Here is a 16,973-nt window from a genome sequence, read left to right on the forward strand (position 1 = left end):
CTACGACAAAAGTCGCTTTGCCAGAGTCAGGGATGTTTCAAAGGCGTCGTCGCGCTTGCCGATCTTCATCATCAACGAAGCGCCGAGCCAAACCTGATAGAGCGATTGCGCAAGCGTCGCGCTTGGCGCTGTGGACGTGATCGAGCCATCGACAAGCCCCTGCTCAATACAGCGCTCAAGCTTTGCGTGGATAGCCTGCGTGCCTCGGTCGAGCACCAGGCGCATGCCCTCCGAGAGGTCACAGACCTCGGCGCCCAACTTGACCACCAGGCACTTGTCGGTAGGCAAATCAGAGCACTGGGTTTGCGCCCAATACTGGAAGTAACTCAGCAGCCTTTGCGCGGCGGGTGCAGAACCCATCAACAGCGTGTCGACTGTTGCGAGGTAGTCGGAAAAATACTGCTCAAGCAATGCCTGACCAAATTCTTCCTTGGATTTGAAGTAGTGGTAGAACGAACCTTTAGGCACGCTCGCAGCCGCTACCACCTCAGCTAACCCTACGCTGGTGTAGCCTTTGTGAGTCATCAACGTCCTGGCGACATCCAGGATGTGTTGGCGTGTTTCAGAATGATGCTTTTTCATAATGCAGCCACCCTAATTAAAACTAGACCGGTCGTCTAGTAAATTTTAGAATAGGCTCACGTTCTACGACCAACGGCGAACGAAGACAAATGACAGGGTAAAGCTCATGAACACCCCTCCCCCCACGTCAACGTTCAACACCGAGTGCCTTGCGCAATTCAACCTCAATTGCCTGGTGATCTTCGCTGCGCTGTATCAGGAAAAAAGTGTCACCAGGGCGTCCGAGCGGTTGAACATTGGGCAACCTGCGGTCAGCAACAGCCTGTCCAAACTCAGGCTGGTTTTTCAGGACCCACTGTTTTTTCGCCGAAACGCAGAGATGGTGCCCACCGCAGTCGCCGATGATATTGCGAAGCATGTGATACCGCTATTGAGCGGTATTGGCCACGTGCTTGAGCGATACAACGTACCGGCCCTTGGGCACCCGTCACGGCCGAACTGAAAGCTCAGAATTACGCTACGCAACCGAAAATTTCATTTTGTGTATCATTGGGCAGAACTTTCTTCCAGGCATGCTCGTCTGGCGATACGCCCCCAAGGTGCTGCACTCAATGACCAACTCCACCCCAATCTCTGTTCCACGCGCAAAAGGACGCCCGCGCGCGTTTGATCGAGACCAGGCTCTGCTGCAGGCGCTGGCAGTGTTTTGGAGGCGTGGCTACGAGCCGGCCTCTGTGGCGGAATTGTGTTCAGCCATGGGCGTCAGCCCTCCCAGCCTGTATGCGGCGTTCGGCAACAAAGCCAAGTTGTTTCTCGAAGCGGTTGCCTACTACGAAGCGACGTTCTGGGATGCCACGTGGGAGCGCATGGACACCGAGCCCGACATCGTGCTTGCCATCAGCGAGTTCTTCCACACCTCCGCGTCGATCTTGACCGAACCCGAGGCGCCCTGCGGCTGCATGGTCGTCCTCGCGGCAGTCAATGTCTCCGACGATGCCGGTGAAGTCACCGCGACCCTAAAGGCCTTGCGCCAGGAAGGCCGTGACTACTTACAGCAGCGCTTGGATCGCGCAGTGGAACAAGGTCAGCTCAAACCGGAAACCAACACTCGCCTGCTCGCCGCTGCCTTGAATACATTGCTCGAGGGCATGTCCCTGCAGGCACATGACGCTGCCAGCAGGGAAGATCTGCAAGGCATCGGCGCAACAGCCGTAGCGATGCTGAGCCCTTCCCTGTCAGCTTGACTGGAACCAACTCCGCCAAACCACGCGCTGCATTCAAGCAAGCTGTTCACACGCAGCCTTGATGCGCGCGCATGCCTGCTCCAGCAGCACCGTGGAGGTCGCAAAGGAGATGCGGAAATAACCCTCCAACCCAAACGCACTCCCCGGTACCACCGCCACCTGTGCGGCTTCGAGCAGGTACTGGCAGACATCCACGTCATTAGTCAGCACCGCTCCTGCAGGCGTTTTGCGCCCGTACAGCCCCGAGCATGAAGGGAAGAGATAAAAAGCGCCCTCCGGACGGCGACATCCCAGGCCGGGAGTGGTGTTAAAAGCGTCCAGGCAAAGATCCCTGCGCTGACGAAACACTTCATTGCGCTCAGCCAGAAAATCGATAGGCCCGTCCAGCGCTGCCACGGCAGCCGCCTGGGATATTGCGCAGGGGTTGCTCGTGGTCTGCGATTGAATGGTGGCCATGGCGGCGATCAACGGTTTAGGACCGCCCGCATAACCAATGCGCCAGCCCGTCATTGAATACGCCTTTGAAACGCCATTCACGGTCAGCACGCGACCATGTAACGCCGGCACCTGCGAAGCCAGCGTGGAAAACACCCAACCGTCGTAACTCAGGTGCTCGTACATATCATCCGTCAGCACGTAGACCTGCGGATGCTCCAACAATACGGCGCCCAACCGATCAAGCTCTGCCGCGCTATAACCCGCCCCCGTCGGGTTGCTTGGCGAATTCAAAATCAGCCACTTGGTACGCGGCGTGATGGCTTGCTGGAGTTGCTCAGCGGTGATCTTGAAATGCTGATGGGCCGCGCAGCGGATTTCCACGGGCGTGCCCCCCGCCAGGCGCACCATGTCCGGATAGGACACCCAGTAAGGCGCAGGAATGATGACTTCATCCCCGGGGTTAAGGGTGGCCTGCAGCGCATTGATCAGCACTTGCTTACCGCCGGTGCCGACGCTGATTTCGTCTGTCGCGTAGGTGATGCCGTTTTCACGCTGAAATTTTCGAACGATCGCCGCTTTGAGTTCTGGAGTGCCGTCTACATCGGTGTAGCGGGTCTGGCCTGCATCAATCGCCGCCTTGGCAGCCGCGTTGATGTGATCGGGGGTTGGAAAGTCCGGCTCGCCGGTTGACAGGCTGATGATATCGGCCCCATTGCGGCGTAACTCTGCCGCCTTGCGCGTGATTACCAGCGTTGGCGAGGGCTTAACCGCTTTCAGCAAATTTCCGAGCAATTGCATGGGGCCACTCTTTGAGCTTTTGTTGATAGTGCATCAATGCTAGCGGCCTCCAGCAGACAATTAAAACAATATATATGGATGCAAAAAATCAATTTTATTTGTTTATTCCGGGCTGATTTTTTTGGCCTCTTGCGCCGATTGAAGACAAGGCACGTGCCCGGGGCCAAATCTCCCAGGCGCTTGACAGTTTCTGTAGTGACCAATATAGAATAACCCTCGGCGTGCATTCGCCGAGCGCGTTTGCAGGTTCGCTTGAGGGGACATTTTTGAAACATCGCCTGATCTGGAGGAACTATGCACTCAGTTTTTATCGTCGGTGGTTCGGGTAAAGTGGCCCGAAGCCTTGCTCGAAAACTGGCAGACCGAGGCCATCAACCACATTCGTTATACCGTCATGCGGAACAGGCCGAGGGACTCGAAGCACTCGGCGCCATCCCCGTGGCGGGTAACTTGCTTGACCTCGACACAGAGGCTCTGGCCAAGCTGATGGCGGGCAGTGATACCGTGGTATTCGCGGCGGGTGCCGGCGGCAAAGGCGGCGAGCAGATGACGGATGCCATCGACGGTCACGGCCTTGAGCTGTCCGTAGCCGCGGCTGAGTTGGCGGGCATTCAGCGCTTTATTCTTGTGTCGGCGTTTCCAGAGGCATCGCGTGGAAAATCAGTTTCCGAGACCTTCGAAAACTACATGGCCGTGAAAAAGCGCGCCGATGTGCACTTGGCCGCAAGCGATCTAGATTGGGTCATTCTGCGCCCCGGCACCTTGCTGGACTCACCCGGCAGTGGCAAGGTCCACGCTGGCCTGGCTATCCCCTATGGCGACGTGCCGCGCGACGATGTCGCCGCAGCCTTGTTGCAGATCATCGAACAGCCCGGCGTCAGTCGCGTCATTATCGAACTGACCCAAGGCAGCACACCGGTCAACGAGGCTATCCAGAGTTTTGTGCCGGATAGCACTCAAGCATGAACGAACCCACAACATTCAAGCTGCTACTGGTCGGCGCAAGCGGGCTGGTTGGCAGCCATGTACTGGATCTGGCCCTGTCGGATCCGCGCGTCGGCAAGGTCTACGCACCAACACGCAAGACTTTGGCGGCGCACCCTAAACTCATCGCCACGCCCATCGATTTTGATCACTTGGACGAACAGGCTGATCGCTGGCAAGCAGATGCTGTGATCTGCACGCTGGGTACCACGCTTAAAACAGCTGGCTCCAGAGCAGCCTTCGAGCGAGTCGACCACACCTATCCATTGGCAGTGGCCAGGCTCGCACGCGCGCATGGAACGCCGACCTACGTGCTCAATTCGGCTATCGGCGCAGATGCGGGATCTTCGTTTTTCTATAACCAGGTCAAAGGCCGCCTGGAACAGGATCTGGCGAGGGTGGGGTTTGAATCGCTGACGTACGTGCGGCCGGGTGTCATCGGAGGCAAGCGTGAGGAGGTGCGCCATGCCGAGCGTGCACTGATCCGGATGCTCAAACTTGCATCGCCGCTGTTACCTGAACGCTGGCGTCTCAATCCCCCGGCGCTGATTGCGCGGGCATTGCTTGAAGCCGCGATCAGTCAGGAGCCTGGCATTCATGTGGTGCCATCGAGCAGCATGACCAAGCCTGCCGATCGAAACTAAGCCAACAAGCGTCGGCTCATATCAAGCGCAGCATCAAAAGGCTCGCGTGTTCTGTTGACCTTGACCAACAACGAGGCGCCCAGCCACATCTGGTAGAGCGCTTCAGCCAATATTGCTGAGTCAATCGACGCACTTATGGAGCCATCCGCTTTACCCTGCTCAACACAACGAACCATCCGCTCAATAATCAGGGCAGTACCCTTCTCAAGCACACCGCGCATGTTTTCGGACAGGTCACACACTTCCGCCCCCAATTTGACCACCAGGCATTTTTGATCGGTGTGATCAAACGCCTGTGTCTCGGCCCAATAGCGTAGATAGCTCAGCAGACGTTCGGCGCCGGAGCCCTCACTGGCCAACTGCACATCGACACGCGTGAGGTACTCGTCAAAGTACTCTTCGAGCAGCGCTTGGCCGAACTCGTCCTTTGATCGAAAGTAGTGATAGAACGACCCTTTAGGTACACCCGCTGCCGCGAGCAGCTCGGTAAGGCCGACGGCGGTGTAACCTTTCTGGGTCATCAGCGACCTGGCGACATCGATGATGTGCTGGCGCATGTCATGGGCGGGTTTCTTCATAATGCCGCGCATGCTAGCAAAAAAATGATCTAGCGTCAGGCGCCCGTTAGAGCGCCTGACGTTTGTTCACCTGTATCGGAAGCAATTTTACGTAGCGCTTCAGCGACAAAAATATAAATATATTTCGAAGCAAAACATAATTATTATTTGAGCATGATCAAAGAACTGAAAACACTTATCGCTGTGGCGAGAGAAGGCACATTTGCGGCTGCCGGCAGCAAAATCGGCCTCACCCAAGCCGCCGTCAGCGCCCAGATGCAACGCCTTGAGGCGGAGCTAGGGGTACAGCTATTCGACCGTAAGGGACGCTCGGCTCAGTTAAATCGAATGGGTCACCAGGTTTTGGCGCAGGGTCAGGAACTGGTACGCCAATTTAAAGATCTGGGCTCGACATCGGTGGGTCTTCCTGCGAACGTTTTGGTCACCATTGGAGCGATTGCCTCGGTTCAGCGCTCCTTCTTGCCAGACGCCCTGGCTGAATTTCATCAACGATCTGCGCAATGCAGGACGCGAGTGCTCCCCGGCTTGTCGATGGAGTTGGTGAACCAAGTCGATTCAGGCGAAATCGATATGGCCGCGATAATCCGCCCGCCCTTCTCGCTTCACAGTGATCTGCGCTGGACAACCTTGGCGCGAGAACCTTACCGGCTGATCGTCCCCGCCGATATGCCGGGAGACGATTGGGCTGAATTGGTATCGAGCCAACCCTTTATACGCTATGACCGATCATCCTTCGGCGGACGCCAAGTGGATAGGTTTCTGCGACAAACCCATTTTTCATTGCACGAAGTCTGCGAGCTCGATGAACTGGATGCAATCGTCAAACTGGTTGCAAACGGCGTTGGAGTCGCCTTGGTGCCTGAAACGGCCACCCGTGAAGAATGGCCTGCCGAGGTACGTGCAATCGACCTGAAACAACGTACATTCCATCGCGATATTGGTTTGGTGCACCGTGCACGTCGCAGTCTAACTGAGCCAGTAAAACTACTGGCTCAACTGATTACCGAGCATGCAGTGAAGAAGCATTAGATAAGTGCTGACGAGTACTTCGTGAAACTCATCTTCGATTTCGAACTCAATTTTCAGCGCGGCCCTAACTAGTTAAGGCGCTTCATGGGTTTGGAAAATTTTGCTAACGACCGTCCACTTGCCTTCTACTTTCAGCAACTGGAAGAAGTCGGTGAAAGAGAGGCCTGACATGCCGTTGGCGTCGATACGAGCACTCGCGGCATTACCGACGATTTCAATACGAGTAATCGCGGCCTGCGCGTCGGGAGATGGACGGAAATTCTTGTCAATTCCCTCGAACAGGATTGGAATCGCGCCGCCGTCCAACTTGCCATCGGCACCGACGCTGTACATCGTCGCATGTTCATTGAAGGCGGGTTTCATAATACTGCTCTTGGCCTGCTTGCAACCCTCAATATACTTGTTAAGCACCTCTGTAATAGCTTGATAGTCTTCTACATACGTAGCTTTGCTGACTGTTTTACTGCTGAGAACTTGTGGGCCACCTGGTGCGTTTTCCGCTTGAGCCATCGCGCCTAAGGTCGAAATCAAGGCCAAAAAAAACAACTGCTTAATAGATATAACTTTCATTTAGTCGCTCTTCATAATGAGTGCAATTATTGAAAAATGCTCAACCGCACAAACGCAGCAGAAACTCCGGGATTCGACTGTGCGCAAGCAGCTTCGCAATGAGATGACGAGGTGTTTTCAATGACGAAGCCCGCAGTTTCACCGTGACCTGCGGGTTCTTTGTTTTTAAAATTACTTGCTCAGGTTGATCTTGAGTTCCTGAGAAGCCTGCGCAATCGCGCTGCGCGGCGTCGGCAGATGGCTGAAGCCATTCGACAGACCGAAATCGTGAATCATGCCGTTGTAGCGAACCGTCTTCACAGGCACACCCGCAGCGTCGAGCTTGCGGCCGTAAGCTTCAGCTTCATCGCGCAGGACATCGAATTCGGCTGTCTGGATCAGCGTCGGCGGCAAGCCCTTCAACTGTTCGGTCGTGGCCTGCAGTGGAGAAGCGTAAATCTGTTTGCGTGTCTCGGCGTCGGGTGCGTAATTGTCCCAGAACCACGCCATCATGTCCTTCGTCAGGAAATAGCCGTTGGCAAACTCCTTGTACGACGGCGTGTCAAAATTGGAATCTGTCACTGGGCACAGCAACACTTGCGAGCGCAGTTCAGGTCCACCCTTCTCGTTCGCCATCAGAGCAACTACGGCGGCAATGTTCCCGCCAGCACTATTGCCGGCTACGGCGAGGCGAGTGCCGTCTACCTTGATATCTTCGCCATGTTCGGCGACCCATTTTGTCGCGGCATAGGCTTGCTCGGTGGCGACGCCATATGCCGCCTCTGGCGAGAGGCTGTAGTTGACGAAGACCGCCACCGCACCCGAGCCTACCACCAGGTCACGCACCAGTCGTTCGTGGGTCGGGAAGTCGCCCAACACCCAGCCGCCGCCATGGAAATACATGAACGCGGGCAGCGTCTTCTGTTGGCTACCGACCGGGCGCACGATGGTCAACTTCAGATTGCTGCCGTTGACGCGGATCGTCTTCTCACTGACATCAGCTGCCGGCAAGGCCACTTGAGGGGCAGCCTGGGCGCCCGCCAGCGCGGCACGGGCATCGACCGGCTTCATGGAGTCGAGCGTCGGCACACCTTCAAGCGATTGCAAGAGTTTCGCCGTGTTGTGCTCAACTCCCGGGTATGTGGTGGCGGAGGCACTACCCGGCGCAAGAGTAACGACCGTAAAAGCGAGAGCGGAGGTAAGGGTTTTCATGACGGTTCCATTTGTATGGCTGAGTGCCGGGAAGCAATCAGCTACAGCAGACTCAAGGACGACAGAGGTTCAAGGCGCGACGTGGGTGTGAAAGATCTTGCTGACGACCGTCCACTTGCCATCGACTTTCAGCAGATGGAAAAAGTCGGTGAAAGAAATGCCTGACATGTCGTTGGCGTCGATGCGCGCGCTAGCCGCCGTACCGACAATCTCAATGCGGACGATAGCTGCCGGTGCATCTGGAGAGGGGCGAAAACCCTCATCAATCCCCTTGAACAGGATTGGAATTGCGCCACCGGCCAGCTTACCGTCGCCATCGACGCTAAACATGGTCGCTTGCTCATTGAAAGCAGGCTTCATGAGGCTGCTTTTTGCTTGCTTGCAGCCCTCGATGTACTGGTTCAGCACCTCGGTGATGGCGTGGTATTCGTGTACGTAAGTAGGTTTGCTCATGGTTAACTCCTGCTTCATTGGATTGAGGATTAGCGCACCGCAGCGGCGCGTTCGACGTGGACAAGTTCAGGCTTGGGTATCAAGCCATACAGAGCCGTAACGCGTGTAGGCAGCAGGAATCTCAATGATTTCTTTCAAATCATCTGCTGCAGTGCGCACCCAGAACGGATCACGCAGCATTTGCCGGCCGACAAACACCAAGTCAGCTCGGCCGTTTTGCAGGATGTCTTCGGCCTGACGACCACTCTGGATGACACCCACGGCACCCGTCGCAATATGCAATTCTTTGCGCAGCAACTCAGCGGCCGGGACTTGGTAACCAGGATAGGTCTGAACCTTGATCATCTTGATCCCGCCGGAGCTGCAGTCGATCAGATCGACGCCTTGCTCTTTCATCCAGCGACCGTATTCAAGGAACGACTCGGGGGTATTTCCGCCTTCGGCGTAATCAGAGCTGGAGATACGGACAAACAGAGGACGATCGCCCCAATGGGTTTTGACTTCCTCCAGCACTTCGCGCAGGAAGCGATAGCGACGCTTGGCATCACCGCCATATTCGTCGTCGCGGGTATTGGCGAGTGGGGAGAGGAACTCATTCAGCAAATAGCCATGAGCGGCATGAATCTCAAGCACATCAAAGCCCGCGTCACTGGCGCGTCGTGCGGCATCGCCATAGAGCTTTACCAACCCCGGAATTTCGTCAGCCGCGAGTGCGCGAGGCACGGGGCTGGTTTCCGTGAACGGGATAGCCGATGGCGCGATGTGAATGAGATTGGGCAGGTCAGCGTTGCGCCCCGCATGGCCGATCTGAGCACCGGCTTTTGCACCAAAGCTGTGAAGCAGTTCGGTCAGCGCTTTCAAGCCGACGATGTGTGCGTCACTCCAGATACCGAGGTCACCGGCCCCGATACGACCGTCGGCGTGGACTGCCAGCGTTTCCGGAAAAATCAGCCCCGCCTGGCCCAAGGCGCGAGCACCGTAATGCACTCGGTGCCACTCAGTGACAAAGCCGTCATCGGCAGCCATGTGCATGCACATCGGCGACATAACGACGCGGTTTTTCAGTTTAAGGCCTTTGATTTCATGAGGGGACAGCAGCAAACTCATCTAACTAATTCCATAGTGATCGATATGGAATAATGTTAACGTGCGCATCCGATTCGCGTAAGTACGCACATTTTTGTGCTGTAGGTACATTTTTTATACCTAGGAGATCCCTTTGAAGAAATGCACCCCACAGAGTGAAGTAGAAGCGTTTGCCTGTCCTGTCGCCTTTACGGTGGATGTCATCGGCGGCAAATGGAAATCGCTCATACTGTTCCATCTGATGTCAGGAACGAAGCGGTTCAACGAATTGCGTCGGCTGATGCCAGATGTGACCCAGAGAATGCTCACACTACAACTCAGAGAGCTGGAGACAGATAAGGTTATCCATCGCGAAATCTATCGAGAGGTCCCGCCCAAGGTCGAGTATTCCCTAACAGCATTAGGCAACACGCTTGCCCCACTGATCAGCGCGATGCGGGAGTGGGGAGCGGTGCATGAGCATGCAATCCTGGCATTCAGGCGCGCTGAGATTGATGCAAATTCATTTGAATCGCTCGCCTAACTTTAGATTCTTGTCAGGCAGGCGAACGCCTCAGCGCAGGATAAAGAACTAGCACTGGGGCGTGGGCTCTGGTGGATCTCGATCCACCTGGATGACCACCCCCTTACCGAGTGCTTCTGGCCAAATGCTCGTAAGCCAGACGAGCGGATTGACCCGCTACTTGGCGATGGACGTGACGCCCCTCCCCCTGGGATCAGATACGGGTTCAGGCACGCCGTGCTCAACGCGGATTGCCTGAATATCACCGTTGAAGCCCTGGTTAGCCAGGTAGTAGCCAGCGACGTCAAGGTCCGCCGCCAGTTGCCCGGAAATCGGCGCGTAGGGCTCCCAGAAGATCGTGTTGGCAGGCAGCAACTGGTGGTGAAAGCGCATCGCACCCACCGCGTCTTTTAGCCCTAGGTGGAAGTCATACACGTTACTGACAACCTGAAAGATAGACGTAAAAATCCGCGAGCCACCCGGTGTACCAATGACCAGGGCGACCTTGCCGTCCTTCAGGAAAATCGTCGGAGTCATCGAAGACAATGGCCGCTTTCCGGGTTCGATAGCATTGGTATCAGTACCCACGACACCCATCTGATTGGGCACCCCAGCCAGTGCCGAAAAGTCATCCATCTCGTCATTGAGCAAAATACCGGTTTTTTCTGCGACCACACCGGAGCCGAAAAAGCCATTGAGCGTGTAGGTGTTGGAAACGGCATTGCCCCATTTATCGACGATTGAGAAGTGCGTGGTCTGGGGTTTTTCCGGCGATTCAATATTCAGACCGGCGACAACCTTATTGGTGTCCGAAGGGACCGACAAATTGACCTGCGACGCCCGGCCCGCCAGGTAGTGCTCGTCGATCAACTCATGCACCGGCACCGTGTAAAAATCCGGATCGCCCAGGTACTGCGCCCGATCGGCAAACACCCGCTTCTCGATCTCCGCCACCAGGTGCATATAGCGCGCGGAATTGAGCGGCACGCCCTGGAAATCCTCGCGGCGCATCTCTTTCATCTTCAACAGTTGCACCAGCGCGACCCCGCCGGAGCTGGGCGGTGGAGCGGTGACAATCTGAAAGCCATTCCAGTTGGCTTGTATGGGATCTCGCCACACGGCTTTGTAGTCGGCCAGGTCCTGCGTGCTGATCAGCCCGCCATTGGCACTCATATCGGTCACGATCAACGCAGCGGTTTTACCGGCGTAGAATCCTTTAGGACCTTGCGCGGCGATGCGTCGGAGTACCGCCTCAAGTTCGGGCTGCTTAAAGGTGGTACCGGCCTGCAGCTTGCCGAAATGTTCAGCGAAGTTGGTTTTACCGGCGAAGCGTTTTTCGTTTTCGCTCGTAGCGATACTGGCCAGTGCTTCATCGACGACGAAACCATGGCGCGCATAGTGAATGGCCGGTTCGATCAGCTGCGTCCATTTGAGCTTGCCAAAACGTTTGTGCGCTTCCCACAGACCGGCGACCGTCCCCGGCACGCCCACCGACCGGTGGCCGATCACACTGCCTTGCGGTTGGTCGGCAGCAATCACTTTTTTACCCGAGCTGTCGACGAACATGTCTCGCGTCGCTTTCAGCGGCGCACGCTCGCGGTAATCGAGAAAGTAGGGTTTGCCCTTGAAGTAGACGGTCATGAAACCGCCTCCGCCGATGTTCCCGGCTTCGGGGTAGGTCACGGCCAGGGAAAAGGCAACGGCGACAGCCGCATCTACGGCATTCCCGCCTTTGGCAAAGATTGCGTTGGCGGTGTCCGCAGCAAATTGGTCAGGTACGGCCACCGCAGAGTGCGTCAACGCCGTGCGTGGGCTGGCGACCGCCAGTTGATAAGTTCCCATAAATAGCAACACCATCCATAGTGCGACGCAGCGACGCGTCCGATAGAACACTGATTTCTTGCACATAGACCACCTGTTTTTTTTATAAATAATGGCAGCACAGTGGCAACTAACAGGGCACGATTATTTATCTGAACCGAGCACCCGGGCGCCTGAAAAGAATCAACACGCAACAACTTCTTATTGGTTTGTCAGCCAAAAAAAAGAGCCCTCGACGCGGTTAACGTGGAAGGCTCTTGTGTGTCGCTGATTAAGCGTTCTGCTCGACCCCTACTGAGCTTTTTCGCTCCAGGGGGGCTTTCTCCCACTTGGCGATAACCAGGGGTGCGATTGCATTACCCAGCACGTTCAAGGTGGTAGTGCCGCTGTCGATGATCCGGAAGATCCCGGCAATCAACGCGACCCCTTCCAGCGGCAGCCCGGCAGACGCCAAAGTAGCCGACAGAATGATGATGGCGAACCCAGGTACACCCGCAGCGCCCTTTGACGTCAGCACCATCGTGACCACCAGCAAAATCTGCTGAGTCAGTGACAGGTCGATGCCATAGAGCTGGGCAATGAAGATCGTCGCCACACCGAGGAAGATCGAAGCACCGTCCAGGTTAAACGCATAACCCACCGGCACCACGAAGCTGACGATGCGCCGAGGCACGCCGTAGGCTTCCAGCTTGGTCATCAACTGCGGCATGACAGCCGCAGAAGCTGCACTGGAGAAGGCCAGGATCAGCTCATCGCGGAAGTACTTGATCAACTTGAAGACGTTTTCGCCGATCAGGTAGCAGATACCGCCGAGCATCACCAGGGCGAAGGTAATCAGCGCCAGGTACACCACACCGATCAACTTGAGCAACGGCAGCAACGAGGCAAATCCGAAGGTCGCTACAGTGGCGCCGATCATGCCGAATACACCGATCGGTGCGTAGGCCATGACAAACGACACCACCTTGAACATGGCGTCGGAGAAGCCCTGCACAACCGCTACAACCGGCGCACTTTTGGCTTTGGGCAACGTGTTCAACGCCATGCCCAGCAGCACCGCAAAGAACAGCACCGACAGCAACTTCCCTTCCGACATCGCGACAATCACGTTATCGGGCACGATGTTCTGCAGGATGATCAGCGCGCCTTTCGACGGCTCCATATGCACGGCTGCTGCGTTGTGCGCGATGCCCACGATTTCGGTGCCTTTACCCGGCTCGAACATGTTGGCGAAGCACAAGCCAAGCACGATGGCGAGGCTGGTGATTGCAAAGAAGTAGATCAACGACTTTGCGCCCATACGACCGAACGATTTGTTATCACCGCCCCCAGCAATGCCGAGGATCATGCAGCAGAAAACAATCGGCACGACGACCATTTTCATCATCTTGATGAAGATATCACCGAGCGGTTTAAGGATTTCGGTACTGACCCAAACTTGATTTTCCGGGTGGGTATTGAAATACCAACCCACGAGCACGCCAAGCAACAGCCCGGCAACGATTTGCCAAACTAAGGGGATACGTTTCATGTCTAGCCTTTTTGTTGGAATGAAAGGACTGCGTGACGGCAGTAGCTAGATTCATGAGCTTCCAGCTCATTTATATTTTCCTGACGCACTCTTTGGCGTGCGCCAGTTTTTTATTATTTAGCGAACAGCTGGCTCATATCCTTGAACGCCTTGAACTCCAGCGCGTTGCCGCACGGGTCGAACAGGAACATGGTGGCTTGCTCACCGACCTGGCCTTTAAAGCGAATGTAGGGTTCGATCACAAACTTGGTTGCGCGCGCTTTCAAGCGCTCGGCCAGGGCTTCCCATTGTGCCCACTCCAGGATGATGCCGAAGTGCGGAACCGGCACGTCGTGGCCGTCTACCGGGTTGCTGTGCACGCTTTCCTGCGAAGCAGTCTTAGGGTGCTCATGGATGACCAGTTGATGGCCGTAGAAATCGAAGTCTACCCACTGGTCGCTCGAGCGACCTTCGGAAAGACCGAACACGTCACCGTAGAAGTGACGTGTGGCGGCCAAGTCATACACAGGGATTGCGAGGTGGAAAGGAGAAAGACTCATCAGGACTCCGATAACAACTTTTTATTGGTTTGTGGTGCCGGACACCGTGGTCGCTGCCCGACGGCTTTTTGAAGGTGGATTTATGCTAAAGCCGAACCAACTTAAAAAAAATCAATATAAATTTTTCAACAGCACAATTTTATTTTGTTAATCGGTAATCTCTTTTTACTGCTCCCAACCCGCCTGAATCGCATGGGTAATTTTATCGACAAACACCCTTGTCTTCGTCGGAACCCACCTCCCCGGGGGAATCACGGCATAGATACCACCCGTTGCCGCGCCTTCCCATTGCCTCAATATTTGTATACGCGTGCCATCACGCACCGCCGCACCGGCCAGCCAATCAGGCGTCAGAATGATCCCTGCGCTCTCCACAGCAGCCTGTAAAAGCGCCTCCGAACTATCCGAGATCAGCGGCCCCGTCTCAATGCTGATTCCGTGTCTAGGCGACTGGAGTCGATGGACACGCGGGTCGATCCCCCTGGCAACCGCGCATTGCACATCGCGCAGAGCATGAGCATCTCGCGAGCCAATTTCTGGATAGATGCAGAGAGACAGACCCGAAAAGTCCGCTTAGGGATATCAACTCACAACCCATAACCCTCTTCCGAGCGACCACGGATTTGCCCCATTCGGGTTGCTCATCCAGTATATGGAGGCGCACTGAATACCAGCCACGGCCACCCAGGTCCGTGTCGGCAATCGCCGTTCGCGATCGCTCGTACGCCCGGTGTGAATGGGGGCATAACTGGGGGCATAATTCGTTTTTTCAGGCTGTAACTACCGCCCTAGAGCCCAGTCAAAATGTTCTTTGGCGACCCTGAGAGTCTCTAGGCGTCTTCTGGAGGGCTCGAATGCAACTGCCAGAGCAACGCCGACGGTTTGGCAGTCACAGCGCCGGGGCAGCGGGCATGGCAATACGGGTGCGCCGCTCATTCAGGGCAAATACCGTCATCGCCAGCGCCGCAATCGCGCCGGGGATGGCAAAGACCATGAAATTCAGTTGCAGAGGCAGTTCGATCGCCATCAGCGCGCCGCCCAACAGCGGGCCGACTATCGCGCCATTGCGACCGATGCCGGACGCCCAGCCCAGGCCCGTGGCGCGAATCGACAAGCCGTAAAGCTGCGCAGCCCCCGCGTACAGCAGGATCTGCGTACCAATGGTTGTGGCACCCGCGACGAAGATCAGCAGGTACAGGACCGGCATCGGGCTGTTGATGCCCAGCAGGCTGATCGAGACCATGGCGGCGGCGAAGAAGCAGATCACGACTTTCACCAGGTTCAGGCGGTCGCCCAAACGGCCGCCGAGCAGCGCCCCGGCCATGCCGCCCAGGTTCAGCGCGATCAGGAACGACAGGCTCGACCCCAGGCTGTAACCGGCGCCGGCCATCAGCTTGGGCAGCCACGAACTCAATGCATAGACCATCAGCAGGCAGCAGAAAAACGCGACCCAGATCATCGCCGTACGTACCGCCAGGCCATGGCGGAACAGCTCTACCACCGAGGCGCCCTTACTTTTGCTGTCGACGATCACCAGCGCATCGTCGACCTCGATCCTGGTGCCTGGCGACAACCGATTAAGCAGCGCGCGAGCCTTGTCTTGTTGGCCCTGGCGGATCAGGAAGCCGATGGATTCTGGCAGCCAGTACACAATCAGTGGCAACAGCAGCAGCGGAATCACCGCCACAAAAAACATCGACTGCCAACCGTAGGCCGGCAGCATGAAAATCCCCACGCTGGCGGCGAGCATGCCGCCCAGGGAATAGCCGCTGAACATGAAGGCCATCAAGGTGCTGCGCAATTTCTTCGGCGCGTATTCGTTGATCAGCGCCGCCGCGTTGGGCATCAACCCGCCGCAGCCGAGCCCGGCGATAAAACGGCAGATACCGAACTCGGTTGGGCTGCTGGCAAAGCCATTGATCACGGTGGCCAGACTGAACAGGGTGAAACAGAACACGATGCCTTTCTTGCGCCCGAAACGGTCCGCCAGGGTGCCGAAAATCAACGCGCCGAACATCATGCCGAACAGCGCATAGCTGCCCAGGGCGCCAGCCTGCAACGGCGTCAGCCCCCACTCGCGCATGATTGACGGCAGGACCACGCCGTAGATAAACAAGTCATAGCCGTCAAAGATCAATAGCAAGGCACACAGGCTCACGATCAACCAGTGGAAGCGGTTGAACGGGGCATTATCGATAATCGAATGGACATCATGGCTACGCATGGCAGTGCTCTCTTTATTGTTGTTGTGAGTCAGTGTCAGCTGATGGAAAAAGCCTTAGCCGAGGTCGCCGCCGCCCACCGGCAAGGTCACGCCGGTGATGTAGGAGGCCTCGTCGCAGGCCAGGAACAGAATCGCGCCAGCTTGTTCGTCGATGCTGCCGTAGCGTTTCATCGGGCTGCTGTCGAGGGTCTGGTCGACGATCTGCTGGTACCACACACGCTCTTGCTCGCTTTGCGGCTGGCTGTTGCGCGGGATCCGCCGTGGCGGTGCCTCGGTGCCGCCGGGCGCGGTGGCGTTGACCCGGATCCCGCTGCCGGCAGTCTCCAGGGCCAGGCAGGCCGTCAAGGCATTCACGCCGCCCTTGGCCGCGCCATACGGCACGCGATTGACCCCACGCGTCGCCACGGAAGACACGTTGACGATGGCGCCCGCGCCCTGCTCCAGCATGTAGGGCAGCACGCAATGGCAGCACCACAACGTAGGGAACAGCGAGCGGCGCACTTCGGCCTCGATTTCAGCCTCGGCGTAATGCTCGAAAGGCTTGGCCCAGATAGTCCCGCCGACGTTGTTGACCAGCACGTCGATGCGCCCGAAACGCGCCGTGGCGGCGGCCATCACCCGCGCGCACTCGCTGTAGTGTTCCAGGTCGGCGGTCAGCAGCAGCGCTCGCTCATGCTGCAATTCATGCACCAGCTCGGAGCGATCCACTGCGACCAGCCAGGCGCCCTCCTCCAGCAAGCGCTCGGCGACACGCCGGCCGATCCCTTGGGCAGCGCCGGTGACCAGCGCGACCTTGTTGTTAAACCGTTGAGTCATGCG

At 56.7% G+C, this 16,973-nt stretch carries 19 protein-coding genes; 6 read left to right on the forward strand and 13 right to left on the reverse strand.

Going from position 1 to position 16,973, the window contains the following annotated elements; translation table 11 throughout:
* On the reverse strand, positions 1 to 582 hold the full coding sequence (locus AOA62_RS22560; protein ID WP_010656561.1) for a TetR/AcrR family transcriptional regulator: 582 nt from the start codon (positions 580 to 582) through the stop codon (positions 1 to 3).
* 106 nt (positions 583 to 688) lie between these two features.
* On the opposite strand from AOA62_RS22560, the gene AOA62_RS22565 reads away from it, so the two are divergent.
* Together AOA62_RS22565 and AOA62_RS22570 are read left to right on the forward strand one after the other, a co-directional pair.
* Positions 689 to 1,024: a LysR family transcriptional regulator gene (locus AOA62_RS22565; protein ID WP_099491999.1), complete on the forward strand. Its 336-nt coding sequence runs from the start codon at positions 689 to 691 to the stop codon at positions 1,022 to 1,024.
* A gap of 109 nt (positions 1,025 to 1,133) precedes the next feature.
* Positions 1,134 to 1,766, forward strand: coding sequence for a TetR/AcrR family transcriptional regulator (locus AOA62_RS22570; protein ID WP_010656563.1), 633 nt, complete (start codon positions 1,134 to 1,136; stop codon positions 1,764 to 1,766).
* Positions 1,767 to 1,799: 33 nt separating this feature from the next.
* On the opposite strand, the gene AOA62_RS22575 is transcribed toward AOA62_RS22570, so the two are convergent.
* The gene (locus tag AOA62_RS22575) at positions 1,800 to 3,002 is read right to left on the reverse strand and encodes a pyridoxal phosphate-dependent aminotransferase (protein ID WP_099549804.1); all 1,203 of its coding nucleotides are present in this window, start codon (positions 3,000 to 3,002) and stop codon (positions 1,800 to 1,802) included.
* A gap of 294 nt (positions 3,003 to 3,296) precedes the next feature.
* Between AOA62_RS22575 and AOA62_RS22580 the strand changes: the two genes are divergently transcribed.
* Positions 3,297 to 3,968 (forward strand): NAD(P)-binding oxidoreductase, encoded by a 672-nt coding sequence (locus AOA62_RS22580; protein WP_099549805.1) that lies wholly within the window; start codon positions 3,297 to 3,299, stop codon positions 3,966 to 3,968.
* Positions 3,965 to 4,630 carry an NAD-dependent epimerase/dehydratase family protein gene (locus AOA62_RS22585; RefSeq protein WP_099549806.1) on the forward strand — a complete coding sequence of 222 codons (666 nt, stop codon included), beginning with the start codon at positions 3,965 to 3,967 and terminating at the stop codon, positions 4,628 to 4,630. Before AOA62_RS22580 ends, AOA62_RS22585 begins: the two co-directional genes overlap by 4 nt.
* On the opposite strand, the gene AOA62_RS22590 is transcribed toward AOA62_RS22585, so the two are convergent.
* On the reverse strand, positions 4,627 to 5,208 hold the full coding sequence (locus tag AOA62_RS22590) for a TetR/AcrR family transcriptional regulator (RefSeq protein WP_169985955.1): 582 nt from the start codon (positions 5,206 to 5,208) through the stop codon (positions 4,627 to 4,629). The genes AOA62_RS22585 and AOA62_RS22590 overlap by 4 nt on opposite strands.
* Positions 5,209 to 5,361: 153 nt before the next feature.
* On the opposite strand from AOA62_RS22590, the gene AOA62_RS22595 reads away from it, so the two are divergent.
* On the forward strand, positions 5,362 to 6,237 hold the full coding sequence (locus AOA62_RS22595) for a LysR family transcriptional regulator (RefSeq protein ID WP_046036268.1): 876 nt from the start codon (positions 5,362 to 5,364) through the stop codon (positions 6,235 to 6,237).
* A gap of 72 nt (positions 6,238 to 6,309) precedes the next feature.
* Here the strand turns inward: AOA62_RS22595 and AOA62_RS22600 are convergent, their stop codons facing one another.
* From AOA62_RS22600 to namA, 4 genes are all read right to left on the reverse strand, one after another.
* Positions 6,310 to 6,747, reverse strand: coding sequence for a nuclear transport factor 2 family protein (locus tag AOA62_RS22600; RefSeq protein ID WP_046036384.1), 438 nt, complete (start codon positions 6,745 to 6,747; stop codon positions 6,310 to 6,312).
* Between the two features lie 231 nt (positions 6,748 to 6,978).
* Positions 6,979 to 7,998: an alpha/beta hydrolase gene (locus AOA62_RS22605; protein ID WP_099549808.1), complete on the reverse strand. Its 1,020-nt coding sequence runs from the start codon at positions 7,996 to 7,998 to the stop codon at positions 6,979 to 6,981.
* A gap of 69 nt (positions 7,999 to 8,067) precedes the next feature.
* A complete protein-coding gene (locus AOA62_RS22610; protein ID WP_099549809.1) occupies positions 8,068 to 8,451 on the reverse strand; it encodes a nuclear transport factor 2 family protein in 384 nt (127 codons plus the stop codon).
* Positions 8,452 to 8,517: 66 nt separating this feature from the next.
* Positions 8,518 to 9,558, reverse strand: coding sequence for an NADPH dehydrogenase NamA (gene namA, locus AOA62_RS22615; RefSeq protein ID WP_099491992.1), 1,041 nt, complete (start codon positions 9,556 to 9,558; stop codon positions 8,518 to 8,520).
* A 112-nt stretch (positions 9,559 to 9,670) separates the two neighbouring features.
* Here namA and AOA62_RS22620 point away from each other — a divergent pair, with 112 nt between their 5' ends.
* Positions 9,671 to 10,060 (forward strand): helix-turn-helix domain-containing protein, encoded by a 390-nt coding sequence (locus AOA62_RS22620; RefSeq protein WP_012724350.1) that lies wholly within the window; start codon positions 9,671 to 9,673, stop codon positions 10,058 to 10,060.
* Positions 10,061 to 10,216: 156 nt separating this feature from the next.
* Here the strand turns inward: AOA62_RS22620 and ggt are convergent, their stop codons facing one another.
* The 6 genes from ggt to AOA62_RS22650 form a co-directional block, all read right to left on the reverse strand.
* Complete coding sequence (gene ggt, locus AOA62_RS22625) at positions 10,217 to 11,881, reverse strand: gamma-glutamyltransferase (RefSeq protein WP_256591558.1); 1,665 nt, start codon at positions 11,879 to 11,881, stop codon at positions 10,217 to 10,219.
* A gap of 250 nt (positions 11,882 to 12,131) precedes the next feature.
* On the reverse strand, positions 12,132 to 13,391 hold the full coding sequence (locus AOA62_RS22630; protein ID WP_099549810.1) for a cation:dicarboxylase symporter family transporter: 1,260 nt from the start codon (positions 13,389 to 13,391) through the stop codon (positions 12,132 to 12,134).
* A 113-nt stretch (positions 13,392 to 13,504) separates the two neighbouring features.
* Positions 13,505 to 13,930 carry a VOC family protein gene (locus AOA62_RS22635; RefSeq protein WP_099491989.1) on the reverse strand — a complete coding sequence of 142 codons (426 nt, stop codon included), beginning with the start codon at positions 13,928 to 13,930 and terminating at the stop codon, positions 13,505 to 13,507.
* Between the two features lie 165 nt (positions 13,931 to 14,095).
* Positions 14,096 to 14,431 carry a LysR substrate-binding domain-containing protein gene (locus AOA62_RS22640; RefSeq protein ID WP_256591550.1) on the reverse strand — a complete coding sequence of 112 codons (336 nt, stop codon included), beginning with the start codon at positions 14,429 to 14,431 and terminating at the stop codon, positions 14,096 to 14,098.
* Between the two features lie 388 nt (positions 14,432 to 14,819).
* The gene (locus AOA62_RS22645) at positions 14,820 to 16,154 is read right to left on the reverse strand and encodes an aromatic acid/H+ symport family MFS transporter (protein ID WP_099549811.1); all 1,335 of its coding nucleotides are present in this window, start codon (positions 16,152 to 16,154) and stop codon (positions 14,820 to 14,822) included.
* Positions 16,155 to 16,208: 54 nt separating this feature from the next.
* On the reverse strand, positions 16,209 to 16,970 hold the full coding sequence (locus AOA62_RS22650) for a 1,6-dihydroxycyclohexa-2,4-diene-1-carboxylate dehydrogenase (protein WP_099549812.1): 762 nt from the start codon (positions 16,968 to 16,970) through the stop codon (positions 16,209 to 16,211).
* Positions 16,971 to 16,973: the final 3 nt, after the last annotated feature.

It is taken from the genome of Pseudomonas sp. 2995-3 (assembly GCF_002742565.1).
In the GTDB taxonomy this organism is placed as follows: domain Bacteria; phylum Pseudomonadota; class Gammaproteobacteria; order Pseudomonadales; family Pseudomonadaceae; genus Aquipseudomonas; species Aquipseudomonas edaphica.